General features: G+C 65.4%; 15 protein-coding genes and 1 pseudogene. 4 read left to right on the plus strand and 12 right to left on the minus strand.

What is annotated here, in order from left to right:
* Positions 1–181 precede the first annotated feature (181 nt).
* Positions 182–2011: an asparagine synthase (glutamine-hydrolyzing) gene (asnB, locus tag SD37_RS11020; RefSeq protein WP_065913087.1), complete on the plus strand. Its 1830-nt coding sequence runs from the start codon at positions 182–184 to the stop codon at positions 2009–2011.
* Between the two features lie 8 nt (positions 2012–2019).
* On the opposite strand, the gene SD37_RS11025 is transcribed toward asnB, so the two are convergent.
* From SD37_RS11025 to SD37_RS11050, 6 genes are read right to left on the minus strand one after another with little or no spacing between them, the layout of a single operon-like run.
* The gene (locus SD37_RS11025) at positions 2020–3243 is read right to left on the minus strand and encodes a cytochrome P450 (RefSeq protein WP_065912798.1); all 1224 of its coding nucleotides are present in this window, start codon (positions 3241–3243) and stop codon (positions 2020–2022) included.
* A complete protein-coding gene (locus SD37_RS11030) occupies positions 3240–4313 on the minus strand; it encodes a fatty acid desaturase (RefSeq protein WP_044852061.1) in 1074 nt (357 codons plus the stop codon). The genes SD37_RS11025 and SD37_RS11030 overlap by 4 nt, the downstream gene beginning before the upstream one ends.
* Complete coding sequence (locus SD37_RS11035; protein ID WP_044852062.1) at positions 4306–4590, minus strand: acyl carrier protein; 285 nt, start codon at positions 4588–4590, stop codon at positions 4306–4308. The genes SD37_RS11030 and SD37_RS11035 overlap by 8 nt, the downstream gene beginning before the upstream one ends.
* Positions 4591–4592: 2 nt before the next feature.
* On the minus strand, positions 4593–5534 hold the full coding sequence (locus tag SD37_RS11040) for an acyl-CoA desaturase (protein ID WP_044852063.1): 942 nt from the start codon (positions 5532–5534) through the stop codon (positions 4593–4595).
* A complete protein-coding gene (locus SD37_RS11045; RefSeq protein WP_044852064.1) occupies positions 5531–6409 on the minus strand; it encodes an acyl-CoA desaturase in 879 nt (292 codons plus the stop codon). Before SD37_RS11045 ends, SD37_RS11040 begins: the two co-directional genes overlap by 4 nt.
* A complete protein-coding gene (locus SD37_RS11050; RefSeq protein ID WP_044852065.1) occupies positions 6406–8013 on the minus strand; it encodes a fatty acyl-AMP ligase in 1608 nt (535 codons plus the stop codon). The genes SD37_RS11045 and SD37_RS11050 overlap by 4 nt, the downstream gene beginning before the upstream one ends.
* A 437-nt stretch (positions 8014–8450) precedes the next feature.
* Here SD37_RS11050 and SD37_RS44280 point away from each other — a divergent pair.
* Positions 8451–8543 (plus strand): annotated as a pseudogene (locus tag SD37_RS44280) (LuxR C-terminal-related transcriptional regulator); the annotation flags it as partial.
* Positions 8544–8690: 147 nt separating this feature from the next.
* On the opposite strand, the gene SD37_RS11055 reads toward SD37_RS44280, so the two are convergent.
* The 6 genes from SD37_RS11055 to SD37_RS43070 all read right to left on the minus strand — a co-directional run bounded on the left by SD37_RS11055 (position 8691) and on the right by SD37_RS43070 (position 13307).
* The gene (locus tag SD37_RS11055) at positions 8691–9758 is read right to left on the minus strand and encodes a 2-oxoacid:ferredoxin oxidoreductase subunit beta (protein WP_065912799.1); all 1068 of its coding nucleotides are present in this window, start codon (positions 9756–9758) and stop codon (positions 8691–8693) included.
* 611 nt (positions 9759–10369) lie between these two features.
* Positions 10370–11560, minus strand: coding sequence for a phthiocerol/phthiodiolone dimycocerosyl transferase family protein (locus SD37_RS11060; RefSeq protein ID WP_044851681.1), 1191 nt, complete (start codon positions 11558–11560; stop codon positions 10370–10372).
* 96 nt (positions 11561–11656) lie between these two features.
* Positions 11657–12067: a DMT family transporter gene (locus SD37_RS11065; protein WP_044851680.1), complete on the minus strand. Its 411-nt coding sequence runs from the start codon at positions 12065–12067 to the stop codon at positions 11657–11659.
* Positions 12064–12384: a DMT family transporter gene (locus tag SD37_RS11070; RefSeq protein WP_044851679.1), complete on the minus strand. Its 321-nt coding sequence runs from the start codon at positions 12382–12384 to the stop codon at positions 12064–12066. The genes SD37_RS11065 and SD37_RS11070 overlap by 4 nt, the downstream gene beginning before the upstream one ends.
* A 53-nt stretch (positions 12385–12437) precedes the next feature.
* Entirely contained in the window at positions 12438–13073 is a 636-nt protein-coding gene (locus SD37_RS11075) for an LOG family protein (protein WP_083254945.1), read from the minus strand.
* A gap of 78 nt (positions 13074–13151) precedes the next feature.
* Entirely contained in the window at positions 13152–13307 is a 156-nt protein-coding gene (locus SD37_RS43070; protein WP_167369632.1) for a hypothetical protein, read from the minus strand.
* Between the two features lie 481 nt (positions 13308–13788).
* On the opposite strand from SD37_RS43070, the gene SD37_RS11080 reads away from it, so the two are divergent.
* Positions 13789–14889, plus strand: a complete 1101-nt coding sequence (locus SD37_RS11080; protein WP_044851678.1) for an acyl-CoA synthetase family protein — start codon at positions 13789–13791, stop codon at positions 14887–14889.
* A complete protein-coding gene (locus SD37_RS11085) occupies positions 14889–16262 on the plus strand; it encodes an aldehyde dehydrogenase family protein (RefSeq protein WP_044851677.1) in 1374 nt (457 codons plus the stop codon). Before SD37_RS11080 ends, SD37_RS11085 begins: the two co-directional genes overlap by 1 nt.
* The last annotated feature ends 5 nt before the right edge of the window (positions 16263–16267 follow it).

A 16267-nucleotide genomic window follows, 5' to 3' on the forward strand; every position in this document is an offset into this window, starting at 1 on the left:
CGATCCGTCAGCGGCGGTGGAGGAGGGTGGAGCCCTGATGGGATCGTGGCCACCGCCACTCGCGGTGGTCACGGATGCCCGATCTTTTCGGCGAGATGGATGTTCGGGCACGTCGACGCCGGGCGGATTGACGATCGACTACGCCTGTTGCGAGGGTCGCCCCAGCGGCATGGAGGTGGCGATGTGCGGAATCGCGGGGTGGGTCTCCTTCGGCGCGGATCTGACGCAGCGCCGCGAGGTCGTCGACGCGATGACCGGGACCATGGCCTGCCGGGGTCCTGACGACTCGGGCACCTGGGTCCGGCCGAACGTGGCGCTGGGCCACCGGCGGCTGGCGATCATCGACCTGCCGGGCGGCAGGCAGCCGATGGCCGAAGCCGGGCTGGCGGCCATGGTCTACAGCGGCGAGGCGTACAACTTCACCGAGTTGCGCGCGGAGCTTTCCCGGCGGGGCCACAAATTCGAGACCGACAGCGACACCGAGGTCGTGCTGCACGGCTACCTGGAGTGGGGCGACGAGGTCGTCGATCACCTCAACGGGATGTACGCCTTCGCGATCTGGGACGAGCGCGACGAGAAGCTCGTGATGATCCGCGACCGCATGGGTATCAAGCCGTTCTACTACTACCCGACCCCGGACGGCGTGCTCTTCGGTTCCGAGCCGAAGGCGATCCTCGCGAACCCCTTGGCGCGCAAGGTGGTCGACACCGACGGCCTGCGTGAGCTGATGGCCATGACCAAGGCCCCCGGCTGGTCGCTGTGGAAGGGCATGCACGAGGTCGGGCCGGGCACCATCGTCACCGTTGACCGCTCCGGGATCCGCACGCGGACCTACTGGAAGCTCGACGCGAAGCAGCACACCGACGACCAGGAGACCACGGTCGAACGGGTCCGTGAGCTGATGACCGACATCGTGCACCGCCAGCTGATCGCCGACGTGCCCCGCTGCGTCCTGCTGTCGGGCGGGCTCGACTCCAGCGCCGTCACCGGCCTCGCCGCGGCCCGGCTGGCGGAACAGGGTGAACAGCTGCGCACGTTCTCGGTCGATTTCCTCGGCCAGGAGGAGAACTTCAAGCCGGACGAGGTGCGCGACACCCCGGACTCGCCCTTCATCCGCGACGTCGCGCAGCTGGTCGGCTCCGACCACAAGGACGTCGTGCTGAACCCCGCCGAACTGAGCAATCCGGAAGTCAGAAGGAAAGTACTGATCGCGCGGGACATTCCGGTAGGGCTCGGCGATTTCGACACATCGCTGTACCTGCTGTTCAAGGCGATCCGGGCGGAATCCACGGTGGCGTTGTCCGGTGAATCCGCCGACGAGGTCTTCGGCGGGTACCGCTGGTTCCAGGCCGAGGCCGCAGCTTCTTCGGGCACCTTCCCCTGGCTTGAACGGATGAACCTCACCAGCGCTTGGTCGCCTCATCTCACCGAAGAGTTCCGCCGAATCCTCGACATACCGGGTTTCGTGTCCGATCAGTACAGCACAGCCGTCGCGCAGGTCACGCACCTCGACTCGGAAACCTCGCACGAGCGCAGGATGAGAACGGTCTGCCACCTGCACTTGACCCGGTTCGTGCGGATCTTGCTGGACCGCAAGGACCGGGCCTCAATGGCCGTCGGGCTCGAGGTGCGGGTGCCGTTCTGCGACCACCGCCTCGTCGAATACGTCTACAACACACCCTGGTCGCTGAAGACGTTCGACGGCAGGGAAAAGAGCCTGCTGCGGCACGCCACGAAGCACGTGCTCCCCGCTTCGGTGCGCGAGCGGGTCAAGAGCCCCTATCCGTCCACACAGGACCCAGGCTACGCGGCGGCGCTGCAAGAACAGGCCAACGAGGTTCTGTCGCAAAGGAACCACCCAGTGTTCGCTTTGATGGAACACAGTGCGATGCGGCGCCTCGCGGAATTGGCCCCGGCCGAGGTGACCCTGGTCCAGCGCATCGGGCTGGACAGGATGCTGGACCTCTACCACTGGTTCGAGCTGTACTCGCCCGAGTTGCGACTGGAGTGAACGGCTCCTCACCGGTGCCGTTGTGACCTTTTCAGGTCGACCTCCAGCCGCGCGAGACCACGCTGGACCAGTTGATCACGATATCGCGGCTCGCTCGCGAGGGACATGCGTGGATAAGTCCCGGTAAGAGTCGTCAGACCCACCGTGGCTTGGATTCGCGCGAGCTGTGCACCCAGGCAGTAGTGCAAGCCCACTCCGAAGGATAGCGGCCGGTTCGGCGCCCTCCGCGGCTTGAAGACCTCCGGTTCGGTGAAGCGAGCCGGATCCCGGTTCGCCGCCGCCAGCATCACCAGCACACGGGCACCGGCCTGTACCGGCACGCCGTCGAGAGTGAGATCGGTGCCGGCGATCCGCGTGAGGACCTGGCTGGGCGGGTCAAATCGCAAGACCTCGGTCAGGAAGGACTCAATTTCGCCGGTCTGGAATTGGTCCGGCTCGGTCAGCGCCATCCTGACGGCACCCGCGATCAGGTCACTGGGGCTCTGCACACCCGCGATCAAGAACATGACGAGACCAGCCACCAGCTCCTCGGTGGAGATCGCCCCGGTCGCGTCCGCCTCCCGCACCATCCTGGTGGTCAGATCGTCACGCGGATTCTTGCGCCGGTCTGCCGCAAGGGTGGCCATGTAGTCCACGAGCACGTCCATACCCGAGTCCCCTGCCGCCAGCTCCCGGAGATCGAAGATCGGCTCGAAGGCGGGGGTCGTGTCCGTGATCACGGAGCGGAGCGCGATCTGGTCCGAGGCCGGGATGCCGTACAGCTCACCGGTCACGGCGAGCGTGAGACGTGAGCTGTACCCCTCGACCAGATCGACGGAGTCACCGTCGAGCGTGGCCAGCCGTTCCGCGAGCGCGTTCGCCTTCGCACTGATCATGGGTTCGAGCCCGCTTATGGTCCGCGGATGGTATGCCCAGCGGGAGAATCCCTTCAGCCGCTCGTGGTGGTGGTCGTTGCTGAACATCATGATCTTGGTGAAACACTGCCAGGAGGAGTGCTCGATCATCCCGGTCTTGCGATGCGCGGCGGCATCGGTGACGAGCAGGCCGGGCTCACGTAGAGCGCCGGCGCACGCGTCATATCCCAGCACGAAGACCAGTTTGGGGCCGAGTCGGACGACCGGGCCGAGTTCCTTGAGCGCCTCGTAGAGACCGTATGGCTCGCGTTTGCCCTCCGGCGTGAACAGTTTCGCCAATGCCTCACTTGGGCCGATTCCCTTGTCCGCGGTAGTCACGAGTCCTGCCCTGGCGATATCGGCCTGCGTTGGAAATCCTGGTAGAACCCGCCTTGTTCGGCGTCGTGCAGGTGCAGGTCCTTCAGGATGCGCCAGAAGGCGGCGGGGGTGAACCTGCGCTCACGGACCATGCCGGGATGCGCCTGTTTCAGAGCTTCCTGTGCTTGGGGAAGACGGTAGAAGGGAATCGCCGGCGCGACATGGTGCGGACTGTGGATCGAGATGTTGTGGGTGAGCACGCGCAGTGGTCTGGGGTAGGTGCAGTCGGTGGTCATCAGGAGCTTGCCCGCGTTCCGCGTCCAATGCCGTGAATCGAGGAAGGGCAGGTCGTTCGCGCTGTGATGCATGAGCGTGGTGGCGCTGAACCACAAATGGGTGGCCAGCCAGGGAGCCAGGAACGCGGTGAGCAACGCCCAGGGCCCGCCGAGCAGGACCAATGCGCTCAGGTACGCCGTGCCGACGACGAGCGTGAACGCGATCGAGAACCGGACTTCACGGCGCATCGAAGCCTTCGGGAAGAAGCCCGGCCGGAAACCGGAGAGGAGCCAGTAGCGAATCGTCCCTCCCCAGAACGCCCACGTGCGTGTGCCGGCATAGACGATCTTGCCCAACGGTGAAAGCTTGTCGTACAAATGCGGCGGCAAGGGGCGCCAGTCGGTGTCGAGCTCGATGTTGTTGGTGTGCGCATGGTGCATGTTGTGCACATGGCGCCACGAATGGAACGGATAGAGCAGCGGGATCAAGGCGATCCCGCCGATGAGCACGTTGAACCGGCGTGAGCGGGAGAAGGAGCCGTGGCCGCAGTCGTGCGCGATGCAGTGCAGCCCCCAGCCGCCGAGGCCGGCCGTGATCCACAAGGGAATCCACAGCGGCCACTGTGGAACGAGCAGGATGCCCGCCACCGATCCGGCGTACACGCCGGCGCTGAGCAGAAAACCCAGCAGGCCGCGGCCGACCTGCGGCTCGAAGTACTCCTTGGGAATCGAATCGGTGAGTCGCTTTCCTTCCAGGCTGCGCGACTTCTCCAGGAACTCCTCCAGCCCCGGATCGACCGGGCCGGCCTCAGCCATTATCGTCACCACCGTTCATCAGGTGGTCGACGAGTTCGTTGATCGAGTGGTGTTCGTAGAGGATGGCCGGGGATAGCCTGCGTTCGAGCAGCTTCTCGAGCTTTCCGGAGATCTGCATCCCCGCCCGGGAGTCCATGCCGTAGGACTCGAAGTCCTTGTCCGGATCGATCTCCGGCACCGGCAGGTCGAGGCGTGCGGCGAGCTGATCGGTCAGCCAGTCGCGGAGGTACTCCTCGGTCACCGGCCCGTCGACGGATTTCGTGCGGCGTCGAAACATGTCTATTTCCTCTCGGGTTCCTTGTTCTTCGCCGAACGTTTCGCGATCAACGCCGGGCTTGGCACGCGTAGATCCCAGACCAGGCCCGCCTTTCCCAGCACGGCGATGATCCAGCCGCTGAGATCGGGCTCCCACCAGCGCACCGCGTGCCGGTATGACCGAGGGAAGGCGTGATGGTTGTTCTGCAGCCCTTCACCGAAGGTCAGGATCGCTACCCACCAGGAGTTCGTGCTGTGGTCGTCGTTGCCGAACGGTCTCCGGCCGAAAGCGTGACAGATGGAGCCGACGGCCCACGACGCCTGATTCGCCGCGAAGACCCGGGCGAAGCCACCGAAAACGAGGCCTGTGAACGCCGTCCACAGATTTCCGCCCAGGGCGAATCCGAGCAGGGTCGGCAGCAGAAGGCCGAGCAAGACCCAGCAGGGATACAAGCGGTGGTGCGCCACCAGGCGGCGGTCGCGCAGGACGTCCGGAGCGAAGACCGACCACCGGGTCGACTCCTCGCTCAGCATCCAGGGCATGTGGGCGTACCAGAGCCCGCGTAAACGCATGCGCCACCCGGCGCCGTGCAGATTCGGCGAGTGTGGATCGCCTTCGTGGTCCGCGAACCGGTGATGACGCCGGTGGGTGGCCACCCAGAACAGTAGCGGGCCCTGTGCCGCCATGCCGCCGGCCGCCATGAGCACGTCCTGCAGCCAGCGGGACGTCTTGAACGAACGATGGGTGACGTGGCGATGTAACCCGATGGTGACCCCGACGATGTGAACGCAGTACATACCCGCGAAAAGCCAGATGTCCAGCGCTGTGAAACGACCCGTGGCCAGCAGGTACACCGCCAAGATGGTGCCCAGTGACGGCAGGATCATGGTCGTCAGGGCCGAGAACCGCTTGATCCGCAGGCTGTGCGGGTCCAGCCGGACGACGCCGCGATCGAGGGTCGTCATGATGCCGCTCCTTTCGCCGTGTGGCGCCTGGGGTAGCGCACGCCGTGGACGAGACCGACACGGTCGAGCAGACCGATGACCATGCCTGTGGGGTCGATCTGCCAGAAGCTCTGCCGATTGTGTGCCAGCGCGGGCTGGGCATGGTGATTGTTGTGCCAGGCACCGCCGACCGTGATCGTTGCCAGCGGCGCGATGTTGTGACTGTCGTCGCGGGTCCGGTGCGGACGGTTGCCGAAGAGGTGCCCGAAGGAGTTGACCGACCAGGTGACATGGTGGAGGGCGAACATCCGCGCGAACCCGCCCCACAACAGGCCACCTGCCGCTCCGCGGACACCGCCTTCGAGCACCAGCCCCACCCCCGCGGGCAGCGCTAGTCCGAGCAGGATCCACAGTGGATAGAGCCGATCGAGCCGGACCACGGTCCGGTCTCGCAGGAGATCCGGGACGAGCCGGTGCCAGCGCCAGGCGTTCGGGTCCACGGTGAACAGCCACCCCATGTGCCCGTGCCAGAGGCCCTTCAACCGGGAGAGCGGGCCACTGCCGATCGGACGGGGCGAGTGCGGGTCGCCGTCACGGTCGGCGAAGGCATGATGGCGGCGGTGCACGGAGACCCAGAACAGGATGGGCCCCTGCGCGGCCATACCGCCCGCGATCCCGATGAGGGTGGTGAGCACAGGTCCGGTGGAGTAGGACTTGTGGGTGAAGAGCCGGTGCAGCCCGCCTTCCACGCCGAACGAGGTCACCAGGTACATCACGATGAACAGCGAAATGTCGGTGAAGGTCGGTCCGTAGTGTGCCGAGTGCACCACTGCGGCGACCGTGCCGAGTGTCGATACGCCGACGGTCGCACCAGCGACGACGTGCAGTGCCCTCATCGAACCCCGTCCAAGTGCCTGCTCCGTGCCGCGAATCGGCGCGGTTTCCCGCTCGTCGTACGTGGGATGCCGCCGACCGGAACGAACTCGACCGCTTTCGGTCTCACCCCGTGTGCCGACACGACGGCTTTGGTGATCGTGTTCCGGGCTTCGTCCAGTCCTTTGGTGGCACGGCGTTCGACAACGATCACGAGGTCTTCACCGGTCGCACCCGGGATGCCGAACACCACCGACCGGAACACCGCCGGATGGCAGGTGTTCACGGTCACCTCGACGTCTTGGGGATGGACGTTGCGTCCGGCGACGATGATCAGGTCGCTGATCCGCCCGGTGACGAACAAGCGGCCGTGGCGGAGATATCCGACATCTCCGGTGGACAGTGCGTCCGAATCCGGCCCCGCGCCGAAGGTCTGTTCCGAGGCGGAAGGATCACCGAAGTACCCGGCGGCGACACTCGGCCCACGGACCTGGATCTCTCCGATCTCCCCTTCCTGGCTGAGCCGACCGGTGACTGGATCGACGATGAGCAGCTCGTGGCCTGCCGCCGGGATACCACAACAGACGACGTCACCGTCCACCTCGACCTCCTCGCCTTCGCGCTTGCCGCTGACGAAGAGGGTCGCTTCGGCGAGACCGTAGCAAGGGATAAGCGCTGTCGGCGTCAGTCCCCGTGGTCCAAAACGGTTCAAGAACCCTTTCAGAACTTTCGGATGGATGGGCTCGGATCCGCAGAACAACTGCCTGAGGGTGTGCAGTCCGAGGTCGGCCACGTCCTCGTCGGAGATGGTTTCCGTGCACAACTCCAGTGCGAACGCCGGTGCCACGGTGATCGTCACGCCGAACTCGCCGATCGCCCGCAGCCATCGTCCCGGAGACTGCACGAAGTGTTCGGGATCCATCATCACCAGCGGCCAGCCACCGTATGCCGCGAAAAGCAATGTGCCGATCAGCCCCATGTCGTGATAGGGCGGGAGCCAGGTCAGGCCGACGCGATCAGGCTCTTCCCCGATGTGCGAGGTGAGAGCGGCACAGTTGCTCATCAGGTTGGCATGGGTCAGCACGACCCCCTTGGGGGCCGCGGTGGAACCGGAGGTGTACTGCAGCAGGGCGATCTCAGCCGGGGTGTAACCAGGATCATCGCCGGTTTCGGCATCGCTGATCTCCAGGACGATGAGATCCGCTGGAACGCGAGAGCGGTCCTGGCCTCTGTCGACCAGAATCGCCTGAGGGGAACAGTCGCCGATGATGGACGCCAGGCGATCCGTCGCCCGCCTACCCGACGGCGGAAAGGTGGGCACGACGGTTGATCCCGCATACATGGTCCCGAACAGTCCTGCCACGTAATCGAGTCCCGGCCGCACCGCGAGCGCGACCCGTGACCCGGCTGGGCACGCGGCGCGAACCTGGTCGGCGACAGCCAGGATCCGATGCCACAGCGAATGCCAGGAAAGGGAAGCGGTACTCGCTGACGTGCCGTCGACGAGATGGCGGTATGCCGTCCGGTCAGGGTGCGTGAGTGCCTCGTCGCGAACCAAGTCGAGCACGGTGCGCGGACCCGTTCGTACTGCGTCCGACTCGAGTTCGGATCCGTGGACGTAGATCATCGAGCCACCCGCTCCCACGAGTATGGTGATCGACCGATAGTAGAGACGCTCGCATGGCTAAATGAAGAGTCATTTGACCAGAGAGCTTGCCTTGACATGCCCCTGCTCCACCGCGGGCATACGAGCCGGAACGTCGCCGTCTCCACCGGCCCGCGGAAAGGTCCAGGCCGCCGTTGCCCGTGAGCTCCTCGATGATGCGCGCGGTCCGGCCGATCATCTGGGCGGCGACGAAGATAGGGAAATACCGGGGGATCGAAGACCAGGATCTCTTCACGCCACGGTTGCGCAGGTCGGTGACGACCTTGTTCGTCGAAGGAGCCGGAGCAGTTCCGCAAGGACGCGGTCGAGGTCGCCCGCGAGCTCGGGGCGAACCATGGGACCTCCGCGGATCGGCACGCTGACGTGCAGGGAGCACTAGGTGCTCGGGCAATGCGGAGATTGCTCGACCAGTCTATGTGAGTGAAGGGGCGGTCAAAGCGCATATCAGCCACGTGCTGACAAAGCTAGGATGCAATAATCGGGTACAAGCCGCCATTATTGCGAATGAATCAGGGCTATTCGCGCCACAGATTGGAAGCATCGGCAATTCCGCCGCCGCGTCGCCCGGAATAGGATTCGCGTCTTGTGTTCCTTCGTATCGCTTTCAAGCTGGGCCGGCACGGACAGCAGCCTGTTCGTCATGGCATCGTCCAGGTTTCCCGGCCGCGGAGAAGGTTTCGGAGGTCCGGGGGATTTGCAGCCTTGGCCTTGGCAGCCTGCTCGCGGACGGTGTCGTCGTAGGTGGGCCGCTCGACCTGCCGCAGGATGCCGGTCGGCACGTGGTTCAGGTTCTGGTCGCCGATCCGCGACAGCGCGAACGCGTACGCGGTGTCCTCGATCGTGGGGTCGTGCACGACGAGGTTCTCCTCGCCGATGTTCGCGACCTTCCCGACCTCGAGCCCGCCCCAGCCGCCACGCGTGACGCCGTACTCGCCCTGCGGCCCGAACCTGATCGGCTCGCCGCCGCGCAGCGGGATCAGCCGGGAGGCGGCCTCGTCCTTGTCCTTGAGGACGTCGAACGCGCCGTCGTTGAAAATCGGGCAGTTCTGGTAGATCTCCACCAGCGCCGACCCGCGGTGCTTCGCGGCGGCCTCCAGCACCTCGGTCAGGCCCTTGCGGTCCGAGTCGAGCGCGCGGCCCACGAACGACGCCTCGGCGCCGATCGCCAGCGAGAGCGGGTTGAACGGGGTGTCGACCGAGCCCATCGGGGTGGACTTGGTGACCATGCCCGGCCCGGACGTCGGCGAGTACTGGCCCTTGGTGAGGCCGTAGATCCGGTTGTTGAACAGCAGGATCTTGATGTTCACGTTGCGCCGCAACGCGTGGATCAGGTGGTTGCCGCCGATGGACAGCGCGTCGCCGTCACCGGTGACGACCCACACCGACAGATCCGGCCGGGCGGTCGCGAGCCCGGTCGCGATCGACGGCGCGCGGCCGTGGATCGAGTGCATGCCGTAGGTGTTCAGGTAGTACGGGAACCGGGAAGAGCAGCCGATCCCCGAGATGAACACGATGTTCTCGCGTTTGAGGCCGAGCGTCGGCAGGAACGACTGCACGGCGTTGAGCACGACGTAGTCGCCGCAGCCGGGACACCAGCGGACCTCCTGGTCCGACTTGTAGTCCTTCGCCTTCTGCGGCTCGGTTTCGGTCGGCACAAGGTCCAAGCCGCCGAGGGTGGGAATCCCCAGGTCGATCGCAGCATGCATGCGCCGCTCCTCGGCTCTTCCAGGGTTGGCGCGGCCCGGCCTTGGCAGGCCGACCGTCGGACGATCCTGCTATACAGCCGCAGCCCCGGCCAGAGACCCTGCACAAAGGTGCACCGACTCTCGATGGATCGACATCGAAGCGATGCTGCTCCCTCTGCTCTGTCGTTCGCTGACGTAAGAGATGGGATGGGCGACATTCGCCGCAAGGATGTCTCAGCGCGTTTCGCGCTCGAGCAAGTCGGTGGCCCTCGGGGCCGGGATTGTCGTCCGGTGCTCTTACCCCGGACGTTGCCGGTCAGTCCGAGCGAGCGCATCGCTCGGTCCACCGCCTTGAAGACCAGGCGCGTGTCTTCGGTGCGGTCACTCGGTGGCGCTCCCAGTGCTTCCCGCGACGCGGAGCGCGGTCAGTTGATGAGAGTGCGATGAACTGTCGGACTGGGCGGCGTAATTGAAGTTCGAACCCGGATTCTTGATTGGAATCCGTGCCGAGTTCACGCGGCTCGATATCGCGCTGGAGCGATCCGTGATCCTTCACTGGATCATGGTTTCGAGTGATTCCACTGCGGTTCGGCGAGACGGACCCTGCCGCGCTGCTCGCCAGGCGCTTCGGATCAGGGAGTCATCGCGCGCAGGGTGGCTTCGACCGAAGCCATGACTTCAGCGATCTCCTCGGCGTTGTGGAAAGCACGGTCGAACACCACGTCGAGGGTGAGCCGTCCACTCGTCGTCGACACGAACATCCCTGGCACCGGCCCGTTCAGCGTCGTGGCGAAGCGGCTACCGGTGACACGCAGACCGTCAGGCAGCACAGGGTCGCCCGCCTCACCGATGTTCGACACCACGATCGTCGTGGGTGGCGGAGGGGCCGGCGAGTGGCGCTGGGCCAGCAAGGCTCGCTGAGGTTCGTCGCGTTCGAGGACCGCACGAAGTTCCGAGGTGGCGTGGAGACCGACTTTGAGCGGTTCGTCGTCGGCCGCGACCGAGACGGTGACCGTGCACGGAAGGGCACCGCACAACTGGGCGAGCGCGTCGAGTGGGGGGACGAGCCGTTCGCGGAAGTCGATCGGAACGCGCAAGGTGACCGGGAGCGAGCCGTCGCTCTCAGGGAGTCTTGCCCGTATGGCACTGGATACCGCTCCACACAACAGGCCCGTGATCGAAATCCCGTTCTTGCGCGCGATCGCGACGATCTCGGCGGTGGGGCCGGGTTCGAATTCGAGGTGGTGCACTCCGAAACCGGACGGAGGCTTGCCAGGACCCCCCGAAAGCGTCAGTGGGTCTCCTAGCACGCTGGGCGGCTCAGGCCACCCTTGCTCGTACTGCCCTTCGAAGAGTTCCTCCAGACTCGGCTCGAACACCGGTCGCGGTGCTGCCGGCAGGGTTTCGTCGCGCGAGAGGGCGGTGTAGATACGGAGCAGATCGTGCAGCAGGTTCCGCACCAGGCGCCCGTCGGAAACGGCGTGGTCGACGGCGAGTGTCAGTGCGGTCGCGTCAGACGTCTCGTGCAGCGACAGCCTGCTGATCGCTCCGTCCGCGAGCCGCCTGGTGATGTCGTCGCCGAAGCCGGCGGCGCCGTCGGCCACCTCCGGTAGCTCGTTTCGCAAGCTCAGGCGGAAGCCGTCCAGACCGCCGAGGATCCCGCAGCGCAGCAACGGGTACTCCAGGCCGAGCCGCTGCCACGCGGCTTCGAGCACCTTGGGCTCGAAGCTCCCGGCGAACGTGGTGCGGACCACGACGGGCCCGAAGCCCGCCAGGAGGAAAGCCGTCTCGCTGACCGTCAGCGCCCGTTCGGTGGTAGTCATCGGTTCCTGTCTTGCTTTCAAGGCGGTGGTTGCCGGTGGAACCTCTCTCGCCGTCGGAACGAAGGTCAACGCCGGACGCGCGAACCCTGCCCGGTTTTACCGCAGGGTTAGCCGGTCGGACATCGCGTCCGGTGCCGGCGACTCTCCGGAGGTCAGTTTCAAGCCGATGACCCCGCCGATGATCGCCGCGAAGCAGACGCATTTGAAGAAGGTCAGCGTCTCCCCGAAGAACACGGCTCCGAAGACCACCGTGCCGACGGAACCGATGCCCGTCCAGACGACGTATCCGATGCCGACGTCGAGGCTCTTCAGCGCCACGCTGAGGAAAATGGTGGCACACGCCGCCGAGGCGATCGTGATCAGCGAGGGCAGCAGGAGGGTGAAACCCTTGCTTTGTCCTGTGCTCAAGGTGAACACGATCTCGAAGACCGCCGCGAGCAGCAACGCGGACCACGCGCGCAAGCCGGCCCGGCGCTGATCGTGATCAGGCGCGCTGTGACGGCTCATGCGCCGACCGTCATGTGCAACCCGGCGATCCCCAGGACGATGAAGACAAAACACGTCATCCGGACGGGAGTGACCCGCTCCCGCAGAAAAAGCCGGCCGAACACGATCGCGCCGATCGTGCCCCCGCCGATGAGGATCGTGTACGCGACGGCGACGTCGATATCGAGCATCACCAGGCTCAGCAGGTAGATCACGATCGCCGAGCAGGCAATGGAGAACACGGACGGCCACAATTTCGTGAAACCCTTGGCCGCGCGGGCGCCGAAAATGAAGGCGACTTCGAACACGATGGCGATTCCCAGGTACAGCCAATGCATGAGACCCTCTGCTTTCCGCGGTCGGGCAGGCCACCGCAGGCGTCGGTTCCGGATCAGGCGACCCCGGACACCGCGGGGGAACTCAGCGATCGGGCGGCGGGGATCGGGTGGTGGACTCCCGGCTCGATCTCCGCCAGGATCTTGTCCAGCAGGGCGACGGGGTCGGCGTCGACGTGCACCCGGTCCCGGCTTTGCTGATGCAGGAAACCTTCGGTCACCATATGGTCGGCGAACCGCAACAGCAGCCGGTAGTACCCGTTCGCGTCCAGCAGGCCGATCGGTTTGCTGTGCATCCCCAGATGCGCCCAGGTCCAGACCTCGAAGAGCTCCTCCAATGTTCCGGCTCCTCCGGGAAGGGCGATGAATCCCTGGGAAAGCTGGGTCATCCTGGCCTTGCGCACGTGCATGTCGGCGACCACCTGAAGCTGGGTGATACCGCGGTGTGGTGCCTCGCCGCCGATGAAATGCCGGGGGATCACACCGATGACCTCGCCACCCGCCGCGAGCGCCGCGTCGGCCACCGCGCCCATCGTGCCGTACCTCGCACCGCCGTAAACGAGACCGAAACCGCGTTCGGCGAGAAGGGTGCCGAGAGCTGCTGCCTGACTCAGGTACCGTGGGTCCTTGCCCGTCGAAGAACCACAAAAGACAGTGATGCGCTTTTTCACGAGCAACGCCCCCTGAGCCATACAGCCGTCAATGGAAGGTCGGGATTTCAAGACGAAACAGTACGCCGAAGCGGTGTGGAAGCCGGAAAATCTTGCACGTTATTGCACTGTTGGTAGCCGTCCGGACACTGCCGTGCGTTCGACCGTGTCCAGGCCGAGCATCGCGAGCAAGCTGGAACGTTCTTCCTCGTCGCGGGCTAGCCGGTAGACCATCCGGGCGGCGCGTGCGCGGATCTCGTCGCTTGGGGCGTCCATGGACACTTCGCCGCTGGTGCCGGGCAGCCGGTAGACCGGAGTCCGGGGAGCCGCGCTTGACTGGGTTCGATGTGCTTTCTTCGCCATTGGCAAGCCCTCGGTCGTGACAGTGCGCGGCCTTGAGATGGCGACGGCGCTGCCGAGTCGGGTGATCGGCTTTTCAGTACGGGACTGTACGAGCGATTCCGCGACCGAAACCCCTTGCCGGGTGTGAACGTGTCCATCCGGGAATCGTCGTGGAACAAGCGGGCAGGGTCTTGTTCGCGTTCGGCCGATCGCCATCGCTCCGAGCGCGCGACCTCACAGCCAGTCATATTGCCCGAAAGTCCTCACACGATGGGCTTTTGGAGTGCATCAAGAAGGGTGCACTTGCCGTGACAGTATGTACATGGGTATATCTTTCGGGTGATGTTCGAAAGTGACCTCGGCCACTGGGAGCCTTCCCGGCTGAGGCGATTTCTGGATCGGCAGGTAAAAGTCGATGTCCGTCAGTCTTTCGTTTCTTGAGTGGGACCATGAATTGGCGGCCGCCGAAGGCGAGTTCTATTCGGCGGCAATGGAATGGCATTTCAGTCCGGAGACGGGTTCGCGGTTCTGGCTGGAGAAGGCCGACACTCTCGGGTTCGATCCGCGCCGCGACGTGCGCACACACGCCGATCTTCGCCGATTTCCGAACGTGGTCGGCGAACTGAGGAACGTCCCGATCGAAGCTCTGGTGCCACGTGGATACGGTGACCGGCCTGACGTGATCGGTGCCTTCGACAGCGGTGGTACGACAGGTGCGCCGAAGAGAGTGCCGCTGATGTCGGATTGGCTGCGGCATTCCTTGACGTGGAAGTCGTTGCGTTTGGACGACCTCGGCTTCCCGATCGAGGCCAACTGGCTGACGATCGCGCCGAGTGGACCGCATATCTTCGGCCGATTGATGGCGGAGTTGACTCGGATGCGAGGTGGCATCTGTTTCACCGTCGACCTCGACCCGCGATGGGTGCGGAGATCGTTGGCTCTCGGAAGGACCGAAGAGGCGAGCGAATATGCCGGGCATGTGGTGGCACAGGCGCACTCGATCCTCGAAGAGCAGGACATCGGCGTTCTCGTGGTGACACCGCCGTTGCTCGTCCGGATGGCCGAGTCGGACGCTCTGGTGGATCTGATCAACGAGAAGGTGTCGGTGATCATGTGGGGTGGGGCGCATCTGGACGCCGACACCCGCAAGGTCCTCCAAGGCCAGGTTTTCCCGGAGATACCACTGTGCGGACAGTACGGGAGCACCATGATCCTGGGCGGGAGCATCGAGCGCGCCGGCGCCGGGTGGCCGAACGGACACTGCGTCTTCGACTCTTTTTCGCCCTATACGACGTTTTCGGTCGTTGACCCCGGCTCGCTGGCCGAGGTCGCCGAGGGCGAGCGCGGCCAGGTCGTGATGCACCATGTGAGCAAATCCCTGCTGCTGCCCAACAACCTGGAGCGAGACCTCGCCACGAGGGTTGCCGCACCGGCCGGCGCCCTGGGTGTTTCGGTCGCCGACGTCGCACCCGTCGCCGTGTTCGAGGACGCTCAGGTCATCGAAGGCGTGTACTGATGTCCGTGATCCAACGCCTGGACGCACTCGGAGCCTCGGACACCTTCCGGTCGCATCGCGTCGACGCGGTGACCGGTGTGGACGGGAGCACGGTCGCGGAGCTGAGCCTGGTACCCGGTCTTTACGTGAAGCGCTGTATCGCGAAGATGCGTTTGGCACCTCCGATGCCGTCATCGGTTCGGATTGATCGTATCGCGGCCGCAGGTGCCCAGTTCTTGCGAAAGGTCGGCGGCGTCCCGCTGGACGAACACGAGCGACGGGTTTCGCAGGCGTCCGGAGTGGCGTTGTCAGTGGTCCGAGAGGCATCACGGGCCATCGTGCGGAGTGCCGCGGCTGTGGGGGAGACGGTGCGGCGCGCCCGCCCGCTCGGAACCGGAGAAGACTGGCACGAGGTCTCTTCGACGGGCGCGGTCTGGGCTCGACGGGGTGAGGTGCTCGCGGTGCAAGCACCGGGAAATCATCCCGCGACCCATGCCGCTTGGCTCGAGGCACTCGCGCTGGGATACCGGGTCGCCGTGCGTCCGTCGCGAAGAGAGCCGTTCACCCCGTACCGGCTGGTCCAGGCTCTCCGAAAGTGTGGATTCGGCGCTGATCAGGTGACCTTCCTGCCCACGGACCACGCCGTGGCCCGCGAGTTCGTCGATACCGCTGATCTGGCCCTGGTCTACGGCGGAAGTGACGTCGTGGCCAGGTACCGGGACCGGCGGGATGTTCTCGTGCAGGGGCCGGGCCGCTCCAAGGTCCTGATCGCACACGGCGACTGGGCCGAGCATGTCGACACCGTGGTCTCCTCCGTGGCAGGCTTCGGCGGCACCGCTTGCGTGAACGCCTCCGTGGTCCTGGTCGACGGCGATGCGACCGGTTTCGCGAAGGAGCTCGCTCGCCGGTTGGCCGGATTCGCCGTGCTGCCACCGGCGAGCGACGCCGCGGTTCTGCCTGCCTTCCCGCTCGAACGCGCATGGGCGATCGAGTCCTACCTGCGAAGTGAGCTGACCGGTGGCGAGCTGTTGCCTGGTGGTGCGCTCCTCGAACCGTTGGCCGGCGGAGGTGCGGTCCTGCGGCCGGCGGTCGTCCTGCTCGACCGCCCGGACGCACCGCAGCTCGGTATCGAGCTTCCGTTCCCGTGCGTATGGGTCGCCCCGTGGTCGCCCGCGGACGGGATCGCGCCACTGCGCCACAGTCTGACCGTCACCGCCATCACCGAAGACGACGCGCTGCTGGCGTCGTTGATGGAGGAAACCACCATCGGGAACGTCCATATCGGACACCGGCCGACGCACGAGATGCGGCCGGGCCTGCCACACGACGGGCATCTGGCGGAGTTCCTGATGCGAAGCAAGACCGTGATCCGCGGCGACCTGGCCCACCACTGAGACAG

The organism is Amycolatopsis orientalis (assembly GCF_000943515.2).
Taxonomy (GTDB): Bacteria; Actinomycetota; Actinomycetes; order Mycobacteriales; family Pseudonocardiaceae; genus Amycolatopsis; species Amycolatopsis orientalis.

Excerpts from the sequence above, each read along its gene's own strand:
- SD37_RS43070 (WP_167369632.1), bottom strand. The coding sequence starts at position 13,307 with ATGGACGCCCCAAGCGACGAGATCCGCGCACGCGCCGCCCGGATGGTC.
- SD37_RS11040 (WP_044852063.1), bottom strand. The coding sequence starts at position 5,534 with ATGACGACCCTCGATCGCGGCGTCGTCCGGCTGGACCCGCACAGCCTG.
- SD37_RS11075 (WP_083254945.1), bottom strand. The coding sequence starts at position 13,073 with ATGGCTCAGGGGGCGTTGCTCGTGAAAAAGCGCATCACTGTCTTTTGT.
- SD37_RS11080 (WP_044851678.1), top strand. The coding sequence starts at position 13,789 with ATGTCCGTCAGTCTTTCGTTTCTTGAGTGGGACCATGAATTGGCGGCC.
- SD37_RS11065 (WP_044851680.1), bottom strand. The coding sequence starts at position 12,067 with ATGAGCCGTCACAGCGCGCCTGATCACGATCAGCGCCGGGCCGGCTTG.
- SD37_RS11085 (WP_044851677.1), top strand. The coding sequence starts at position 14,889 with ATGTCCGTGATCCAACGCCTGGACGCACTCGGAGCCTCGGACACCTTC.
- SD37_RS11030 (WP_044852061.1), bottom strand. The coding sequence starts at position 4,313 with ATGGCTGAGGCCGGCCCGGTCGATCCGGGGCTGGAGGAGTTCCTGGAG.
- SD37_RS11060 (WP_044851681.1), bottom strand. The coding sequence starts at position 11,560 with ATGACTACCACCGAACGGGCGCTGACGGTCAGCGAGACGGCTTTCCTC.
- SD37_RS11045 (WP_044852064.1), bottom strand. The coding sequence starts at position 6,409 with ATGAGGGCACTGCACGTCGTCGCTGGTGCGACCGTCGGCGTATCGACA.
- SD37_RS11070 (WP_044851679.1), bottom strand. The coding sequence starts at position 12,384 with ATGCATTGGCTGTACCTGGGAATCGCCATCGTGTTCGAAGTCGCCTTC.
- SD37_RS11055 (WP_065912799.1), bottom strand. The coding sequence starts at position 9,758 with ATGCATGCTGCGATCGACCTGGGGATTCCCACCCTCGGCGGCTTGGAC.
- SD37_RS11035 (WP_044852062.1), bottom strand. The coding sequence starts at position 4,590 with ATGTTTCGACGCCGCACGAAATCCGTCGACGGGCCGGTGACCGAGGAG.
- asnB (WP_065913087.1), top strand. The coding sequence starts at position 182 with ATGTGCGGAATCGCGGGGTGGGTCTCCTTCGGCGCGGATCTGACGCAG.
- SD37_RS11050 (WP_044852065.1), bottom strand. The coding sequence starts at position 8,013 with ATGATCTACGTCCACGGATCCGAACTCGAGTCGGACGCAGTACGAACG.